17 protein-coding genes and 1 riboswitch are annotated in these 15,717 nt (G+C 55.4%); of the genes, 3 read left to right on the top strand and 14 right to left on the bottom strand.

Annotated elements, in window-relative coordinates; translation table 11 throughout:
• The 9 genes from pepE to ACZAHD_RS16725 form a co-directional block, all read right to left on the bottom strand.
• Positions 1-556: dipeptidase PepE (pepE, locus tag ACZAHD_RS16765; RefSeq protein WP_462457777.1), on the bottom strand; the 556-nt coding region annotated here is incomplete at its 3' end.
• 219 nt (positions 557-775) lie between these two features.
• Positions 776-1,588 carry a shikimate 5-dehydrogenase gene (locus tag ACZAHD_RS16760; RefSeq protein WP_462457776.1) on the bottom strand — a complete coding sequence of 271 codons (813 nt, stop codon included), beginning with the start codon at positions 1,586-1,588 and terminating at the stop codon, positions 776-778.
• Positions 1,581-2,810, bottom strand: coding sequence for an L-sorbose 1-phosphate reductase (gene sorE, locus ACZAHD_RS16755; RefSeq protein ID WP_462457775.1), 1,230 nt, complete (start codon positions 2,808-2,810; stop codon positions 1,581-1,583). The genes ACZAHD_RS16760 and sorE overlap by 8 nt, the downstream gene beginning before the upstream one ends.
• A 73-nt stretch (positions 2,811-2,883) precedes the next feature.
• Positions 2,884-3,708, bottom strand: coding sequence for a PTS system mannose/fructose/sorbose family transporter subunit IID (locus ACZAHD_RS16750; RefSeq protein ID WP_462457774.1), 825 nt, complete (start codon positions 3,706-3,708; stop codon positions 2,884-2,886).
• An 11-nt stretch (positions 3,709-3,719) separates the two neighbouring features.
• Positions 3,720-4,517 carry a PTS mannose/fructose/sorbose transporter subunit IIC gene (locus ACZAHD_RS16745; RefSeq protein WP_462457773.1) on the bottom strand — a complete coding sequence of 266 codons (798 nt, stop codon included), beginning with the start codon at positions 4,515-4,517 and terminating at the stop codon, positions 3,720-3,722.
• Positions 4,518-4,690: 173 nt separating this feature from the next.
• Positions 4,691-5,185, bottom strand: a complete 495-nt coding sequence (locus tag ACZAHD_RS16740) for a mannose/fructose/sorbose PTS transporter subunit IIB (protein ID WP_462457772.1) — start codon at positions 5,183-5,185, stop codon at positions 4,691-4,693.
• Positions 5,185-5,592: a mannose/fructose/sorbose PTS transporter subunit IIA gene (locus tag ACZAHD_RS16735; protein WP_462457771.1), complete on the bottom strand. Its 408-nt coding sequence runs from the start codon at positions 5,590-5,592 to the stop codon at positions 5,185-5,187. Before ACZAHD_RS16735 ends, ACZAHD_RS16740 begins: the two co-directional genes overlap by 1 nt.
• Before the next feature lie 9 nt (positions 5,593-5,601).
• Positions 5,602-6,405 carry an SDR family oxidoreductase gene (locus ACZAHD_RS16730; protein ID WP_462457770.1) on the bottom strand — a complete coding sequence of 268 codons (804 nt, stop codon included), beginning with the start codon at positions 6,403-6,405 and terminating at the stop codon, positions 5,602-5,604.
• A 67-nt stretch (positions 6,406-6,472) separates the two neighbouring features.
• Positions 6,473-7,426, bottom strand: coding sequence for a sugar-binding transcriptional regulator (locus tag ACZAHD_RS16725; RefSeq protein ID WP_462457769.1), 954 nt, complete (start codon positions 7,424-7,426; stop codon positions 6,473-6,475).
• A gap of 343 nt (positions 7,427-7,769) precedes the next feature.
• Between ACZAHD_RS16725 and rluF the strand changes: the two genes are divergently transcribed.
• The gene (gene rluF, locus ACZAHD_RS16720) at positions 7,770-8,648 is read left to right on the top strand and encodes a 23S rRNA pseudouridine(2604) synthase RluF (RefSeq protein WP_462457768.1); all 879 of its coding nucleotides are present in this window, start codon (positions 7,770-7,772) and stop codon (positions 8,646-8,648) included.
• Here the strand turns inward: rluF and ACZAHD_RS16715 are convergent.
• From ACZAHD_RS16715 to lysC, 3 genes are all read right to left on the bottom strand, one after another.
• A complete protein-coding gene (locus tag ACZAHD_RS16715) occupies positions 8,645-8,917 on the bottom strand; it encodes a YjbD family protein (protein ID WP_462457767.1) in 273 nt (90 codons plus the stop codon). The two genes, rluF and ACZAHD_RS16715, sit on opposite strands and share 4 nt — an antisense overlap.
• A gap of 129 nt (positions 8,918-9,046) precedes the next feature.
• Positions 9,047-9,976 (bottom strand): ketopantoate/pantoate/pantothenate transporter PanS, encoded by a 930-nt coding sequence (gene panS, locus ACZAHD_RS16710; protein ID WP_462457766.1) that lies wholly within the window; start codon positions 9,974-9,976, stop codon positions 9,047-9,049.
• 204 nt (positions 9,977-10,180) lie between these two features.
• Positions 10,181-11,530, bottom strand: coding sequence for a lysine-sensitive aspartokinase 3 (gene lysC / locus ACZAHD_RS16705; RefSeq protein ID WP_462457765.1), 1,350 nt, complete (start codon positions 11,528-11,530; stop codon positions 10,181-10,183).
• Between the two features lie 168 nt (positions 11,531-11,698).
• A riboswitch (Lysine riboswitch) is annotated at positions 11,699-11,931 on the bottom strand.
• A gap of 349 nt (positions 11,932-12,280) precedes the next feature.
• Between lysC and pgi the strand changes: the two genes are divergently transcribed.
• Positions 12,281-13,930 (top strand): glucose-6-phosphate isomerase, encoded by a 1,650-nt coding sequence (gene pgi, locus ACZAHD_RS16700; protein WP_462457764.1) that lies wholly within the window; start codon positions 12,281-12,283, stop codon positions 13,928-13,930.
• Positions 13,931-14,129: 199 nt separating this feature from the next.
• Here pgi and ACZAHD_RS16695 read toward each other — a convergent pair whose 3' ends face one another.
• Both ACZAHD_RS16695 and ACZAHD_RS16690 read right to left on the bottom strand, forming a co-directional pair.
• Entirely contained in the window at positions 14,130-14,585 is a 456-nt protein-coding gene (locus ACZAHD_RS16695; protein WP_462457763.1) for an acyltransferase, read from the bottom strand.
• A gap of 8 nt (positions 14,586-14,593) precedes the next feature.
• Complete coding sequence (locus tag ACZAHD_RS16690; protein WP_462457762.1) at positions 14,594-15,103, bottom strand: N-acetyltransferase family protein; 510 nt, start codon at positions 15,101-15,103, stop codon at positions 14,594-14,596.
• Between the two features lie 146 nt (positions 15,104-15,249).
• On the opposite strand from ACZAHD_RS16690, the gene psiE reads away from it, so the two are divergent.
• Entirely contained in the window at positions 15,250-15,660 is a 411-nt protein-coding gene (gene psiE, locus ACZAHD_RS16685; protein ID WP_462457778.1) for a phosphate-starvation-inducible protein PsiE, read from the top strand.
• The last annotated feature ends 57 nt before the right edge of the window (positions 15,661-15,717 follow it).

Below are 15,717 nucleotides of genomic sequence, written 5' to 3'. Positions count from 1 at the left end.
TCAGCTCCGGAGCCACGACCAGCAGTTCACGAATGCGCTGCTCACGGGTTTCGCCCTGATGTCCTTGCGGCAGCGCGTTGGTAAAGTGTGGGTTAATCTGCAGCGGGAACAGCCCCAGCGCGTCAAAACCCTGCGGATCGACAATCGGCATATCGTTGGTGGTGCGGATGGTCGGGCAGGCGAGGTTTGCGCCCGCGCTCCAGCCGATGTACAGCGCGCCACGCTTCACCACGTCCACCACGGGTACCAGAAGCCCGCGCTCGCGGCACTCCTTCAGCAGCTGAAAAGTATTGCCGCCGCCCACTATCACCACTTCTGCGGCGGCAATGGTTGCCACGGGGTCGGCGATACGGTGAATACCGGTAACGGAAACGCCGAGCGGGGCGAGCACCGCGGCGGCTTTGGCCGTGTAGTCATCCCACGTTTGCGTCACTCCGGCAAAGGGGATAAACACCGCGGAACGGCGTCCGTTTAGCTGTCCGGCAATCAGCGGCAGCGCATGTTCCAGCCAGGCTTTGCCAGGCAGCGACGAGTTACTCAATAACAGCAGTTCCATCTTTTCTCCATTTAGCCAGGTTACAGAGTCGCAGGCGATCCTACCACCGGTTGCCCACAAGCTCGCTGATATGGTTCATGATGTCGCAAGGTGGCGGCGCGACATCGGAGCTCTTACCGCGGTGGTGAGTGAGAAAAGGGGGAGCGGTTAAGGGGAGGCAAGAAGAGGATGAGAAGGAGTCAGAAACCGGGGAAAGAGCGCCCTCCCTGGCGCTCAGGCTTACCCCGCCCACGCGAATGCCGCTGCCTCGTTGACCAGATCGGCATCCGGACGTACGCCGGTATAAAGCACGAATTGTTCCACCGCCTGCAGTGCAATCACCTCGGCGCCGCTGATGATCTGCTTATCCAGCTTCTGCGCCAGACGAATCAGCGGTGTTTCCGGCGGCAGGGCCACCACGTCAAACACCACCTGAGCCTGCCCAACCATCGACTGGCTGAACGCCAGAGTGTCGCTATGCGTACCGCCGGCCATGCCGAGCGGCGTGACATTGACCAGAATATCGACCCTGATCCCTTCAGGCTGCGGTTGCCACTGAAAACCGTACTGTTTCGCCAGCGCCAGGCCGCTATCGCGATTGCGGGCGGCGATAACCACATCGCGGAAGCCGGCGTCGCGAAAGGCGGCGATAACCGCTTTCCCCATGCCGCCGCTGCCCTGAATCATCACGCTGGCACGGGTATCCAGCTGGTGGCTGTCGATCAGGCTCTTCACCGCGATATAGTCGGTGTTGAGCCCGGTCAATCTGCCGTTGTCGTTCACGATGGTATTGACGGAATCAATCACCCTGGCCGAAGGGGCGATGGCGTCAAGGAAAGGCATACAGCTCTCTTTAAACGGCATCGAGACCGCGCAACCGCGAATCCCCAGCGCCCGTACTCCTCCCACCGCCGCGGCGATATCCTGCGTGGTAAAGGCTTTATAGATAAAATTTAGCCCCAGCTTCCCATACAGATAGTTGTGAAAACGGGTGCCGAAGTTGCCTGGACGGCCAGCCAGCGACATGCAGAGCTGTGTTTCACGATTAATCATGCGTAATGTCCTGTGCGTGGGACAGCAGGTACTGTTCCGCTTCAGCAGACCAGATCCCATGATGACGCTCCATAATTGCTGCCAGCTCAGGGTCAGCAATGGCGCCAAGAGGGGTCAAGGGAAGCGATTTTTCGGTATACACCAGCTTTTTACCGCCGCCGACGGCCGGCAAATCGAGGGTGGTTTCGCCAGCCGCATTCAGCCCGAGAATATGGGTCACGATTTTCGCCGCCTGGACTTTTTTCTCCTGCATCAGCGCGACGGCGGCACGCATATCGTCAGTATTGCCGCCGGAAGTACCGACGTAATGCGTAAAGGCATAATGCACATCGTAAAAGTTTATCGGCGCGCTGAACTGCTTATCCTGCGGACCGGCAAAGAAGTTCAGGCAGCCGTCCGCGGCCAGTAGCGAAGACGCCATGGTAATCAACTGCTCATTCGGCACGAACACAAAAATATCATCAAAGCCGTGACCGCCGGTCAGCGCCATCAGTGTCTCGCGTCCGGCATCGTGTCCGTCGAGGTAATGGATCAGCGTTTGCGGCTCTGACGGATAGTGCTGGCGGGCGTAGCTCAGCTTCGGCTTATTGGTGTCGGTCACGACCAGCAGGGAAGGGTTCACCGGCCCATGCAGCGCATAGTCGATCGCCAGCAGCCCCATTGGACCGGTACCGCCGAGGATCAGCGTGCGGCCCTCAGGCCGAATGCCCATCACATGGTTATAGCTCCCTTCCTGCAGATGATAGTTGGCGTTGAATGCGCCAATCACGCAGGAGAGCGGTTCGACCAGCGAGCCTTCAAACCAGGTATCGCCCTCCCAGGTGAGCAGACAATCTTGCGTCATGACTTCATCCGGGATCACCACGTGAGTGGCTTCGCCACCAATCCACGGGAAGGAGTAGCCGGGGCAATCGGGACGATCCGGCAGTTGCAGGTTGGCCTGAATGACGTAGCGCTGGCCGGCCTGGAATTTATGCTGCCACTTTTTGCCGACCGCGAGGATTTCGCCGCAGAATTCATGGCCGATGATAATCGGATTCACCGCCACGTCGTCCGGCACCTTTTTATGGTTTTCCCCCTGGTTGGCCTCTTTCCAGGAAGAGAGGCACAGGCTGTCGGTGACCACGCGGGCCAGGATCTCGTCATCCTGCATTTCCGGGAGTTCAAAGGTTTCCAGACGCAGGTCGCGTTTACCGTAAAGGCGTAGAGCTGTTGTTTTCATGTTTACCACCTCATCCCCTTCTACTGCGGGGTTAGCTTATTGAAGTGGCCCCGGTGCGACCGGGGCCGAATAATCAGGACAAGAAGCCCAGCGCATTACCGATAATTCCCAGACCGAACAGGGCAAAGATCAGCCATACCGGGTTAACTTTTTTATTGAGCAGGCGCACCATCAGCAGCGTCAGGCCCAGCGCCAGCAAGCCGGGGCAGAGCTGATCGAGGATGTTTTGCACGGTCATGGTGACGGTGGTGCCGTTGGCGCCCGGCGTTTGTGACACCACCAACGGCACGTGGATGGTGGTCCATTTGGTAACCAGCACGCCCATCACGAACAGGCCCAAAATGGAGGCCCCTTCGGTCAGTTTTTGCAGCAGGTTGCCGCCCATGTCGCTGACGATATTGACCCCCTTACGGAAGCCGAGCTGCAGGCCGTACCATTTCATTGCCAGACGTACTGCATTGAAAATAAAGAAAAAGAGAAGTGGCCCAAGAAGGTTCCCCGAGAGCGCCAGCGATGCGCCGAGCGCCGCGGTAATCGGACGTAATGTGCCCCATACCAGCGGATCGCCGACCCCGGCCAACGGCCCCATCAAGCCAACTTTGATACCGTTAATCGCCCCATCGTCGATGGTCGCGCCGTTGGCCCGTGCTTCTTCCATCGCCGCCGTTACGCCCAGCACCGGGCCGCAGACAGCGGGGGTGGTGTTGAAGAACACCAGATGGCGTTTTAGCGCCGCCACCTGATCCTCTTTTAGCGGGTAGAGACGCTTGATCGCCGGGATCATGTCGTAGCAAAAGCCGAGACCATGAATGCGTTCGAAGTTGAAGGAGGCCTGCTGCAGGTTGGAGCGCAGAAAGATGTTAACCAGGTCGCCTTGGGTGAGTTTTTTCGGTTCCATAACGGGCTCCATCAGTCGTCAAGTTGGTCAAGGGCGGCGGAAGAGGCGGAGGCCTTCGGGGCCTCAGCCTTACGCCATTGCGGGTTCAGCTGGATATAAATCAGCGCGATAATGACGCCCACGCCGCCGAAGGCCAGCAGGCTGAAATCGAGATAGCCTCCCGCCAGAAAACCGAGGAAAAAGAACGGCATCAGGTATTTGACGCCCATCATGCGCAGCACCATGGCGTAGCCCACCACCACAATAAAACCACCGGCGATTTGCAGGCCGCGGGTGACAAATTCCGGAATGGCGTTCAGCATGTTGCTGACCATGTCGGCGCTGACAAACAGCGAGACCACCAGTGCCGGAATCGCGACGCGGAGCGCCTGTACGCCCAGCGCCGAGATATGCAGCATGTCAATAGTGCGAAAACGCGCGTCCTCCGCCGCCTTGTCCGCTGCGTGTTGAAAGACCACCGTGATGGTGCGGGCGAAAACGGTGAGCACCTGGCCTGCTGCGGCCACCGGCAGCGCGATGGCGATCCCTGTGGCAATGCTTTGATGGCCGACGATAACCAGAATCGCGGAGATAATGCTGGCCAGCGCCGAATCCGGCGATTGCGCGGCGCCGACGTTCATCCAGCCGAGTGCGATCAGTTCCAGCGTGCCGCCGAGCATAATCCCGGTTTTTAAATCACCGAGAATTAAGCCGATGACCGTGCAGGCAATTAACGGGCGGTGCGTCTGAAATTCATCCAGCACGCTGCCCATTCCGGCAATGCAGGAAAAAAGAAATATGGCGATTATTTGTAGGGTACTGATTTCCATAATATGTCACCTTGAGGGTATGCAAATCCCTGCCTGTTACGGCATTAACACGGTATTACTCTGACGGTCACGGTATGGCTTTTATATTTTTAAACTTGTCACCAAAGATTGTGCTAAGTCTATTTCCAGGGTGTGCCATGCAGAATAACGATGTGCAAAATACAGGCGCTGTTTTATTCTGTGGCAGTGTGCTCGGCTATTTTGTCAAGGATATTAATGGACGGATCTGATGCTACCACACGCAAATCCAGTTTTACGCCCAGTTTATCCAGTTGACGAAATGCCTGAATATCCTCGTCGTCTAAAGAGACTGCCTTGGTTAATTGTTTTTTACCCGGTCGCCAGGCCATGCCGCCAATATTTAAGGTGGCAATATTGACCCCCTGTTTGACCATCGTTAAAACATCCTGAGGGTTGGTAAATAAATAAAAAACGGTCTCGTTCTGATATTGCGGGTTGTGATAAACGGCGACCGCTTTTTCGAGGTTAACGACATTGACCTTCATGCCCGGAGGCGCGGCCTGGCGGAGTAAGGTCCGACGTACCTCATCGTCATAGACCTCGTCGTTGCAGATAATAATGCGCCGGGCGTTGGCGACTTTTGACCACACGGTGGTCACCTGACCATGGATCAGGCGGTCATCAATACGGGCAAGCGTAATGTTCATCAAAAATCCTCCTCAATGGTTTCCGGCTGTCGCCAGACCACACAGCACTGGCTGGCAATGGTCGTCAGATGTGCACACAGGGCGTCTGCGGTCAGGGTCTGCTGGTTATCCACCAGTTCCAGCGCCAGCGGTAAAGAGAGGCCGCTGATGACCCGCAGCCGCGGGTTTTTCATCGCCAGCCCGGCAGCGGCATTCCACGGGCTGCCGCACTGTAAATCGACGGCGATCAGCCACTCACTGTCGTTGTGAGTGCTTACTAACTCATCCAGCCTGGTGGCGATGTCGCTGGCGTTTTCGCCGGGCATAAATGCCACGGCGCTGGCCTGCACGTCACCATAGACCATGCGCACCGAATCCAGCATGGTGCAAGCCAGTTGACCGTGGGCGCAGAAAATAACATTCACCATATCGACTCCTTATCCGCGGGTTTTGCCGCCGGCGATGTTAGTGGTTACTCCGGTTATGTAGCTTGCCCGTTCTGACAGCAGGTAGCAGACATAGTCGGCCACTTCGCTCAGACGACCGGAGCGACCAATCGGAATCGCATTTTTGCTATAGCCCTCGCGCAGCTGCTCGACGGTGATATTGCGCGTCCAGGCCAGCGCTTCTTCGTATTCCGGCGTACGCAACCCGGTTTTTTCGAGGATGCCTGGCGCAACGCCCACGACGCGGATACCGTGTTTCCCCAGCTCTTTGGACCATGAACGGGTGAAGCTATTCAGTGCAGCCTTGGTGGCGGCATAGCAGCTCTGACCTTCAGAGCCTTCCAGCCCGCTTTCCGACGAGACGTTAACAATGACCCCTTCGCGCTGTTTCACCATCTGCCGGGCCACCGCTTGCGACATCAAGAAGACCCCTTTTTGGTTGATGTTCACCATCTTTTCAAAGGCGGCTTCATTGAGTTCGTAGCGTCCTGCCGGGGCCTTCTCATCGACGAGGAGACGCGGAAAATTCACCCCGGCATTATTCACCAGACCATCGATACGGCCGTATTGTTGAATAATCTGCTCGACGGTGTGATTTACCTCGTTGGCGCTGGAAATATCCGTAGGCCAGAACCTGTAATGGTCATTTTGGTGATGCTTGTCACCACCGTGAATATCGGTCATCTGGACATTGGCACCGAGAGTTAATAACTCGTCAACAATTGCCAGACCAATTCCTGAGGCGCCACCGGTAACAATAATGATTTTATCTTGCAGATTTAGCCATGTTTGCATAATCGTCATCTCATTTTCAGGTAAAGGGATCCCACGCAGCGTCAGCTGCGTCAAAAGGAAACGTTTTTTATTTCAGTAATAGCTCTGCGGTTTCTCTATTCGTCACCAGACAGTTAATATAACTTCCGCGCAATGCGCCAAGAATGCCGCTGTACTTTTCTTCGCCGATGGCAATACCTACGGAATAACGCACCTGTTTTAATCTGGCAATATCGATGGAGAGCGTTTTTTCATTCATATTGGTTTCAACGGCGATACCGTTGATATCATAAAAGCGTGAACAAATATCGCCGGCGACGTGTCGCGCGTTAAGATCATCGCTCTCTTCGCTACCATAAAACGCATGCCAGTTGGCGCCATCGCGAATCGCCGGGGAACCGATACCCACCAGCGCCACATCGAGATTCTCCCAGTAGGATGAAATCGTTTTAAAATGTTGGGACTGCATAATACCGTTGCGAATTAAGGTGTTTTCCAGCAGCGCCGGGAAGTCCGCAAGATGCGATTCGGCTTTCAGCCTGGCAGCGGCGCCGTAGGTCAGCGTATTCACATGATACCGGCTCTCCAGCTTGCCCGAGGGGCCGCCGATAATCGGTACGCAAATCACCTGCCGCGACTGATTGGCCTGCGGGAGCGTTTCGACCAGCGCACGGACCGCTCGTCCCCAGGAAAAGCCGATAATATCGCCAGGCTCAAGCAGGCGGTCAATCAACTGAGCACCATGCTGCCCGATAGTGCTCAACTGGTCCTCTTCCTGTGATGACTCGCAGGAGGCGACCACCGCCTCTTTGAGAGCGAACTTTTGCTTCAGCTGCTGTTCCAGCCACAGATTTTCGTTGTAGTCGTAGTTGATGGCGATGGTGACAATACCCTGCTCACGACCGCGTTTTAGCAGGCGGCTGATCGTGGTGCGGTAAATACCCAGCTCACGGGCAATCTGCGCCTGGGTCATCTCCTGCTCATAATAGAGCTGGGCAACTTTAACGATTAAGCGGATATCATCGCTATTTTCGATCGCCATCTTTGGGCTCCTGCACATTTGTGCAAACGGTGTTCTTGCTCTCTTGATCTGATATAACCCCAACTATCGCCAGCGACAAAGCAATTTTCCGCTATATCATCACCATAAGATGGCGGTTTGTTTTGCACATTTGATTGCTGACCTGCCTGGAGATGGCACGTTTGTGCGTGATGAGCTAATGGTTTGATTCTGCTTATTTTCGCCGGGCAGAATTGCACGGCACGGGGTGGAACACTTTTGTGTAGAAAGGTGTGACGGATCACATTTAGCGGCGAGTCGTGGAGACGCGATTATTTTTGATTGTCCGCGGCCTGAGGTATATTTCGCTTTTACAGGAGAATTTATGCTGCCCGACTCATCAACCCGACTCAATAAATACATCAGTGAAAGCGGAATTTGCTCGCGTCGCGAAGCCGATCGCTACATTGAACAAGGCAATGTTTTTATCAATGGCAAGCGTGCGACCATTGGCGATCAGGTTAATCCTGGCGATGTCGTGAAGGTCAACGGTCAATTGATCGAGCCGCGCGAGGCCGAAGATCTGGTCTTCATCGCCCTGAATAAACCGGTCGGTATTGTCAGCACAACGGAAGACAGCGAGCGCGATAACATTGTGGACTTTGTTAACCACAGCAAGCGCGTCTTCCCGATTGGTCGACTGGACAAAGACTCTCAGGGGCTGATCTTTCTGACCAACCACGGCGATCTGGTGAATAAGATCCTGCGTGCCGGCAACGATCACGAGAAAGAGTATCTGGTGACGGTGGACAAGCCGGTGACCGACGAGTTTATCCGCGGTATGGGCGCTGGCGTCCCGATTCTTGGCACGGTGACGAAGAAGTGTAAAGTCAGGAAGGAAGCGCCGTTCGTGTTCCGTATTACCCTGGTTCAGGGCCTGAACCGGCAGATTCGCCGGATGTGCGAGCACTTTGGCTATGAGGTCACGAAGCTGGAACGGACGCGGATCATGAACGTCGGGCTGTCGGGACTGCCGCTTGGTGAGTGGCGCGACCTGACGGACGATGAGCTGGTGGCGCTGTTTAAGCTGATTGAGAATTCGTCCTCTGAGGCCAAACCGAAGGCGAAAGCCAAAGCGAAAACCGCCGGGATCAAACGTCCGGTGGTGAAAGTTGCAAAGCGCAATGAGAAAAACGAGAAAGGGGGCCCGGCGTCTAACGGAAAACGTTTTACTCAGCCGGGGCGGAAAAAGAAAGGGCGTTAACGCCTGCCGCGCGTCGGTGTGCTCGCCGACCACGAAAATGAGGCTTCGCTATCGGGTTTGTAGGCCTGCTTTTTCTTTAACTGGCGGGCTTTTTTTGCTTCGGCTTCACGCAGCGTCATCAGCTTGTCGACGTACTCTTTCTTGACGGCGTTGGTCTCGGCATTGGTCAGAGGTCGACCGTGCGCAATTCGCGCCCGGTCAAGCAGCGTTTTGAGTTCGCGTTGTTCGCGTTCTGTCATCTCTTTTTGCGTAATGCGGGGAAGTGCCATAGGGGTGCCCTCAGTCTGCCGGATAACCCAGTGTACGGTAATCGCGGGCTGACGGACAGCGCGTTAGCTCCGTTGTGGAGGGGGCAAACGGGGAAAATACCCGGGCCCGTTGGCCCGGGTGATGGAATATTAGCGTTTGTTCACGTTTTTCGCCGTAGGTTTCCCGGACCAGTAGCCCGCCAGCAGCGAACCTGACAGGTTGTGCCAGACTGAAAACAGCGCGCCGGGCAGAGCTGCAAGTGGGCCGAAGTAGATTTTCCCTAGCGCGGCAGCCAGACCGGAATTTTGCATCCCCACTTCAATCGCCAGCGTCCGACAGGTTGACTCGTCAAAGCCAAACAGCCGCCCGCCCCAGTAGCCGCCGAGCAGACCGATGACGTTATGCAGGATCACCGCGACAATCACCACCAGGCCTACCGAGGCGATATGCGAGGCGGAACCGGCGACAACGGCGCTGATGATCGCCAGGATACAGATCATTGAGAAGGCAGGCAGAAAAGGCTCAACCGCTTTCACCACTTTGGGCAGCGAATGGTGAATCACCAGCCCCAGCGCAATCGGGATCACCACGATCTGCAGGATGCTGAGCAGCATTCCCATAACATCGACCTGAATGTGCGCATCCACATACAGCCGCGTCAGCAGCGGCGTAGCAACGACGCCGACCAGCGTAGAAACCGATGAGATGGTGACAGACAGCGCCACATCGCCTTTCGCGAGATAGATCATCACGTTCGATGCCGTCCCACTGGCGACGCTCCCGACCAACACCATTCCGGCGGAAAGCTCGGGCGGCATATGGAACAGCAGCGCCAGAGCCCAGGCGGCGAGGGGCATCACCAGATAGTGAAGAAAAATGCCTGCGGCAACCGGAGCCGGGCGTGACAGCACGCGCTTAAAGTCGTCCAGTTTCAGATGCACCCCCATTCCGAACATGATGAGCATCAGCAGCGTGGTCACCCATGGCCCGACGGGCGTAAAGGTCGACGGGGTGTAATAAGCCAGAACAGAGAGCAGCAGCGCCCATAACGGGAACAGCCTCGTCAGAATAGCGAGCATGTTGTTTTCCTTGCGATTGACGCCTCATCTTTCGGGCAACACGTGCGCAGGCGGTGTCTGTTTCCCCGGGCACGTTGCCGCTGTGCATCAAGGATCGTCGCACCGGCCAGTCGCCTGAACGATGGAGGGGTGTTGTGTTGATATAGTTATAAAAAAGCCGGGTTCGAGCCCGGCTATAGGTAATATTTATCGCGTGAAGAAATATTATTCAAACAAATTATGATGCAATTTCTGCACGACTTTTTCGGCATCCGCGCCTGGCACCAGGAAGCAGAGGTTATGGCTGGAGGCGCCGTAGCAAATCATACGAATATTGAACGGCTCCAGGACGCCGAAAACTTCTTTGCCCACGCCACAGGCGCGCGACAATTCGTTACCGATTAATGCCACCAGCGCCAGATCCTGCTCCACTTCTACGCGGCACAGGGAAGAGAGCTCGGTCAGCAGCGCCTGGGTCAGCAGAGTATCGGTGGCGGAGGTCGAACCGGTAGTATCCATGGTCAACGCAACGCTGACTTCGGACGTGGTGATCAGATCCACGGAAATATTGTGGCGCGCGAGGATGCCGAATACTTCCGCCAGGAAGCCGCGAGAGTGCAGCATATTCAGGCTATGCAGCGTCAGCAGTGTCTGGCGACGGCGCAGGGCCAGCGCCCGGAACAGCGGCGGATTTTCCGTTTTATTACACACCAGCGTCCCGCCGGCGGTGGGCTCTTTGCTGGAGCCTACGAAGACCGGGATATCGCTACGTACGGCGGGCAACAGGGTGGCCGGATGAAGCACTTTAGCACCAAAGGTGGCCATTTCTGCCGCTTCGGCAAAGGCGATGACATCGATGCGTTTTGCTGCCGGCGCGACGCGCGGGTCGGTAGTGTAGATACCTGGGACATCGGTCCAGATATCGACACGGCTGGCGTTCAGCGCTTCGCCCAGCAGTGCGGCGGTATAGTCGCTGCCGCCGCGGCCCAGGGTGGTGGTACGGCCTTTGGCTTCGCTGCCGATAAAGCCCTGAGTGACCACCAGACCTTCAGCCAGACGCGGAATCAGCTGCAACTGAGTCAGCTCGGCGAGTGCGGCAATGTCCGGCTCGGCGCGGCCGAAGCGATCGTTGGTACGCATAATTTTACGCACATCGAACCACTGTGACGCGATACCGCGCTCGCGGAGAATTTCGACAAACAGCAGGGTGGACATCAGTTCGCCATGGCTGACCAGCTCATCAGTTAGCGCGGCGGAACTTGCCAGCGCAGCGGCTTCTGCCAGGGTGGTGATATTCTCCAGCAGGCGCTCGATCTCTTCGCGAATCACGTTGGGATAGCGCAGACGCTCCAGGATATTGAATTGAATCTGGCGCAGTGATTCGAGCTTTTCAAAACGCTCCGCGGGTTCCAGCCCTTCAGCCAAAGCAACCAGAAGATTGGTCACACCCGCAGAGGCCGATAACACCACGACGCGCGTGTTCTCATCAAGTCGCGCAACATCCACGCTGCGATTCATGGCATCGAAATCGGCAACGCTGGTGCCGCCGAATTTGGCTACAACTAAATCTGTCATAACAACCTCGTGTCAGGGGGGCCTGACTTATTAAAACGATTCCTGAGTGGGGCCGGGCACCGACTTACAGCAGTAAAATGTCTTAATAAGCCAGGCCAAATTATTCAGCCATGGCACAAGGGAAGAGCGAAAAACAGGGTGGGCGCAGAGCAATAAACAGCTACGATGTCACCCAGAAGTGCTCCACCTTGTAGACCCGCTCCCCAACGCCTTGCGTCAGTTCCTGGGTATGAAACGCCCGACTGCGAACGTTTCTGGTGACAACCCAGGGGATTCAGCCCCTGTGGCCGGTGATGAGCGTACCAGACGCTTTATCACCTCGGCGTTGCTCCCCCTCACGTATTTTCGCCGGACTGGTTCCTCCAATACGGTTACCTGGGCAACGCACCTCTTCTGGCAATTACCGACGTCTTTCACTTTGCCTGGGGACGCTGGTGCTGATCCCCCGCAATACCTTTTTCGCTGTAGCGTGAAATGCGCGAGCAATACAAACCGGCATATATGCAGGCAGTGCAGTTATATAAAGGTTTCACAGCAGGTATGTCAACGCCGCGGTTATGCGGATTTTTCATGCGAGGGGTATTAACAGAAAAAAGCCTTATGATGACTATACTGGTAGAGGCTTTTTGTCCCGATCTGACCCTATTCCTGACGCGTGTCATAGGCATAACATAAAAATCATCACAATTTTTTGCCGCCGGCGCTACAATCGACCGCAGTCACAATTCTCAAATCAGAAGAGTATTGCTAATGAAAAACATCAACCCAACGCAGACCTCTGCCTGGCAGGCATTACAGAAACACTTTGATGAAATGAAAGATGTCACTATCGGCGAGCTTTTCGCGCAAGACAGCGACCGTTTTTCTAAGTTTTCCGCAACGTTCGACAATCTGATGCTGGTGGATTTTTCAAAAAACCGCATTACCGAAGAGACGCTGACCAAACTGCAGGATCTGGCGAAAGAGACCGATCTGGCAGGGGCGATCAAGTCCATGTTCTCCGGTGAGAAGATCAACCGCACTGAAGATCGCGCTGTTCTGCACGTTGCCCTGCGCAACCGTAGCAATACTCCGATTATTGTTGATGGCAAAGATGTGATGCCGGAAGTGAATGCTGTTCTTGAAAAGATGAAGCATTTCTCTGAAGCGATCATCTCCGGCAGCTGGAAAGGCTACACCGGCAAAGCGATTACCGACGTGGTGAATATCGGTATCGGTGGCTCTGACCTTGGCCCGTTTATGGTGACCGAAGCGCTGCGCCCTTACAAAAATCACCTCAATATGCATTTCGTTTCTAACGTCGATGGTACGCATATCGCCGAAGTGCTGAAAAAAGTGAACCCGGAAACCACGCTGTTCCTCGTGGCCTCTAAAACCTTCACTACCCAGGAGACCATGACCAACGCCCACAGCGCGCGCGACTGGTTCCTGAAAACCGCCGGCGACGAAAAACACGTGGCGAAACACTTCGCTGCACTTTCCACCAATGGCAAAGCGGTGGGCGAGTTCGGCATCGATACTGCTAACATGTTCGAGTTCTGGGACTGGGTCGGCGGTCGCTACTCGCTGTGGTCAGCGATTGGTCTGTCGATCATCCTGTCCGTGGGTTTCGACAACTTTGTTGAGTTGCTCTCCGGCGCGCATGCGATGGACAAACACTTCTCCACCACCGCGGCAGAGAAAAACCTGCCGGTGCTGCTGGCGCTGATCGGTATCTGGTACAACAACTTCTTCGGTGCTGAAACCGAAGCCATTCTGCCGTACGACCAGTACATGCACCGCTTTGCCGCCTACTTCCAGCAGGGCAACATGGAATCTAACGGTAAATACGTTGACCGTAACGGCCACGCCGTAGATTACCAGACCGGCCCGATCATCTGGGGTGAACCGGGGACTAACGGTCAGCACGCGTTCTACCAGTTGATCCATCAGGGCACCAAAATGGTACCGTGCGATTTTATCGCGCCGTCCATCACCCACAACGCGCTTTCCGATCATCACCAGAAGCTGCTGTCTAACTTCTTCGCCCAGACCGAAGCGCTGGCGTTCGGTAAATCCCGTGAAGTGGTTGAGCAGGAATATCGTGACCAGGGTAAAGATCCGGCGACGCTGGATCACGTGGTGCCGTTCAAAGTGTTCGAAGGTAACCGCCCGACCAACTCCATCCTGCTGCGCGAAATCACCCCGTTCAGCCTGGGCGCGCTGATTGCGCTGTATGAACATAAGATCTTCACTCAGGGCGCGATCCTCAACATCTTCACCTTCGACCAGTGGGGCGTTGAGTTAGGCAAACAGCTGGCAAACCGCATTCTGCCAGAGCTGAAAGATGGCGAAGAAATCAGCAGCCATGACAGCTCGACGAACGGCCTGATTAACCGTTACAAAGCCTGGCGCGCATAAGTCTCTGGTGCCTGAATACCGGTCAGGACGATGGGGATTCAGGCTATGTACTTTTCTGCACTCGACCAGCGGCATTCTGTTTACACGGGCTTACGGACGGTGTTGTCGGCTGTGCAAAGTCCCCAGCCGCCGCTGGCACAAATCCGGGCATAACAGGCAAGCCGATTTCAATGCCGACCTTCAGGGTCGGCATTTTTGCTTATAGCCGCCGCAGCAGTTTCGCCGGGTTTCCTGCCCACACGCCTTTTTCCGTTATCGATTTAGTGACCACGCTTCCTGCGCCAATGACCACGCCATCGCAGATGCTGACCGCCAGAATGGCCGCGCCGCTGCCGATAGAGACATCGTTCCCGATGGTAATTCGCCCCCAGTTTTCCCGGTTAGCATCGGGACGCCCCTCGCGAAACATGTCGTTGGCAAACATCACGCCGTGGCCGATAAAGCAACGTTCGCCGATCGTGACATATTCGCAGATAAAGGTATGAGACTGGATTTTACTGTCGGCGCCGATGCGCGTATGACCCTGAATTTCGACGAATGGCCCGACGAAGACGTTATCGCCAAGTGTGCAGTCATAGAGGTTGGCAGGTTGATAAATCACCACATTTTCGCCGCTGGTGACGTTGCGGATGCCGGTTTCACGAACAGTGTGCATAGTGCCTCTCAGATCGGTTTGGCCAGAATATGTAGTGTGCTCATCTGGGTAGCGGAGCGGAATACGCTGTCTTTTACATATTGCATTCCTGAGCGCTCATAAAAACGCCTGGCGCCAGGATTGTTGGCGAGGACTTCTAACCACAGCCAGTCATCGCCCGCCGCCTTTGCCCGCGCCGCAACGGCATTAAAAATCCGCTCACCGTAGCCATGTCCTGTTTCCGCAGGCAGTAAATAGAGCTTATGTAGCAACGTGCCGTGCGGGCCATCGGTCGTCATCGGCTGGTGGCAGCTGTATTTTGCGAAGCCGACAGGATGCTGGTCTTCGACAATCAGCCAGCAGCAGCGTTCATCGGCGAGGCTGCGCTGAAGGGCGGGCAGGGAGTACTCCTGCTGGAGAAAGTGCGCCAGCTCGCTGGCACTATGCCAGAGGTGAGCGAAGTGGTGGCGATAGCTGGCGTTCCCCATTTCACTCAGCAGCGGAGCGTCTTCCCGTTGCGCCGTACGTATTGTCAGCATTGCTGTTTCCTTTTTAACCCACCGGTCTGGCAAGTGATTGTTACATTTAGTGCAATAGACGCAAAAAGTTAACGAATAATATCGATCTGGATCACGTTTTTGCGTTATACAGATCGGCAGGAATAATGAATATAAGAGGTGTGCCTATGCCGTCGGTCTATCGTCCGTTGGTCAATTTTGTGGCGACCGCCATGCAGGCGGTTTTGAATCTGGCGCTGCTGTGCCTTGGGCTCATTTTGGTGGTTTTCCTGGGAAAAGAGACATTCCATCTGGCGCATGTCCTGTTTACTCCGGAACCGGTCAGTAAGTACAAGCTGGTCGAAGGGCTGGTGGTCTATTTTCTCTATTTTGAATTTATCGCGCTGATTGTGAAGTACTTTGAGTCGGGCTTTCACTTTCCGCTGCGCTATTTTGTCTATATCGGCATTACCGCGATTGTGCGCCTGATTATTGTCGATCACGAATCGCCCATGGCGGTGCTTATCTATTCGGCAGCGATCCTGATTCTGGTGATTACGCTGTGGCTGTGTAACTCCAACCGGCTGAAACGCGAATAAAAAAAGCGGCCTTCAGAGGCCGCTGACCAACAGTCACAAAACTTAATTTATGTAGGG

This window comes from Raoultella sp. (assembly GCF_039594335.1).
Lineage (GTDB): Bacteria > Pseudomonadota > Gammaproteobacteria > Enterobacterales > Enterobacteriaceae > Klebsiella.
This window is presented reverse-complemented; position numbering and strand designations above follow the sequence as displayed.

What these genes read in the sequence shown, in the direction of transcription:
- rluF (WP_462457768.1), top strand. Translation starts at nt 7,770, where the DNA reads ATGCTGCCCGACTCATCAACCCGACTCAATAAATACATCAGTGAAAGC.
- psiE (WP_462457778.1), top strand. Translation starts at nt 15,250, where the DNA reads ATGCCGTCGGTCTATCGTCCGTTGGTCAATTTTGTGGCGACCGCCATG.
- ACZAHD_RS16735 (WP_462457771.1), bottom strand. Translation starts at nt 5,592, where the DNA reads ATGGTGAATGTTATTTTCTGCGCCCACGGTCAACTGGCTTGCACCATG.
- sorE (WP_462457775.1), bottom strand. Translation starts at nt 2,810, where the DNA reads ATGAAAACAACAGCTCTACGCCTTTACGGTAAACGCGACCTGCGTCTG.
- ACZAHD_RS16690 (WP_462457762.1), bottom strand. Translation starts at nt 15,103, where the DNA reads ATGCTGACAATACGTACGGCGCAACGGGAAGACGCTCCGCTGCTGAGT.
- ACZAHD_RS16730 (WP_462457770.1), bottom strand. Translation starts at nt 6,405, where the DNA reads ATGCAAACATGGCTAAATCTGCAAGATAAAATCATTATTGTTACCGGT.
- ACZAHD_RS16750 (WP_462457774.1), bottom strand. Translation starts at nt 3,708, where the DNA reads ATGGAACCGAAAAAACTCACCCAAGGCGACCTGGTTAACATCTTTCTG.
- ACZAHD_RS16740 (WP_462457772.1), bottom strand. Translation starts at nt 5,185, where the DNA reads ATGAACATTACGCTTGCCCGTATTGATGACCGCCTGATCCATGGTCAG.
- panS (WP_462457766.1), bottom strand. Translation starts at nt 9,976, where the DNA reads ATGCTCGCTATTCTGACGAGGCTGTTCCCGTTATGGGCGCTGCTGCTC.
- ACZAHD_RS16725 (WP_462457769.1), bottom strand. Translation starts at nt 7,426, where the DNA reads ATGGCGATCGAAAATAGCGATGATATCCGCTTAATCGTTAAAGTTGCC.
- ACZAHD_RS16760 (WP_462457776.1), bottom strand. Translation starts at nt 1,588, where the DNA reads ATGATTAATCGTGAAACACAGCTCTGCATGTCGCTGGCTGGCCGTCCA.
- ACZAHD_RS16745 (WP_462457773.1), bottom strand. Translation starts at nt 4,517, where the DNA reads ATGGAAATCAGTACCCTACAAATAATCGCCATATTTCTTTTTTCCTGC.
- lysC (WP_462457765.1), bottom strand. Translation starts at nt 11,530, where the DNA reads ATGACAGATTTAGTTGTAGCCAAATTCGGCGGCACCAGCGTTGCCGAT.
- ACZAHD_RS16715 (WP_462457767.1), bottom strand. Translation starts at nt 8,917, where the DNA reads ATGGCACTTCCCCGCATTACGCAAAAAGAGATGACAGAACGCGAACAA.
- pgi (WP_462457764.1), top strand. Translation starts at nt 12,281, where the DNA reads ATGAAAAACATCAACCCAACGCAGACCTCTGCCTGGCAGGCATTACAG.
- ACZAHD_RS16695 (WP_462457763.1), bottom strand. Translation starts at nt 14,585, where the DNA reads ATGCACACTGTTCGTGAAACCGGCATCCGCAACGTCACCAGCGGCGAA.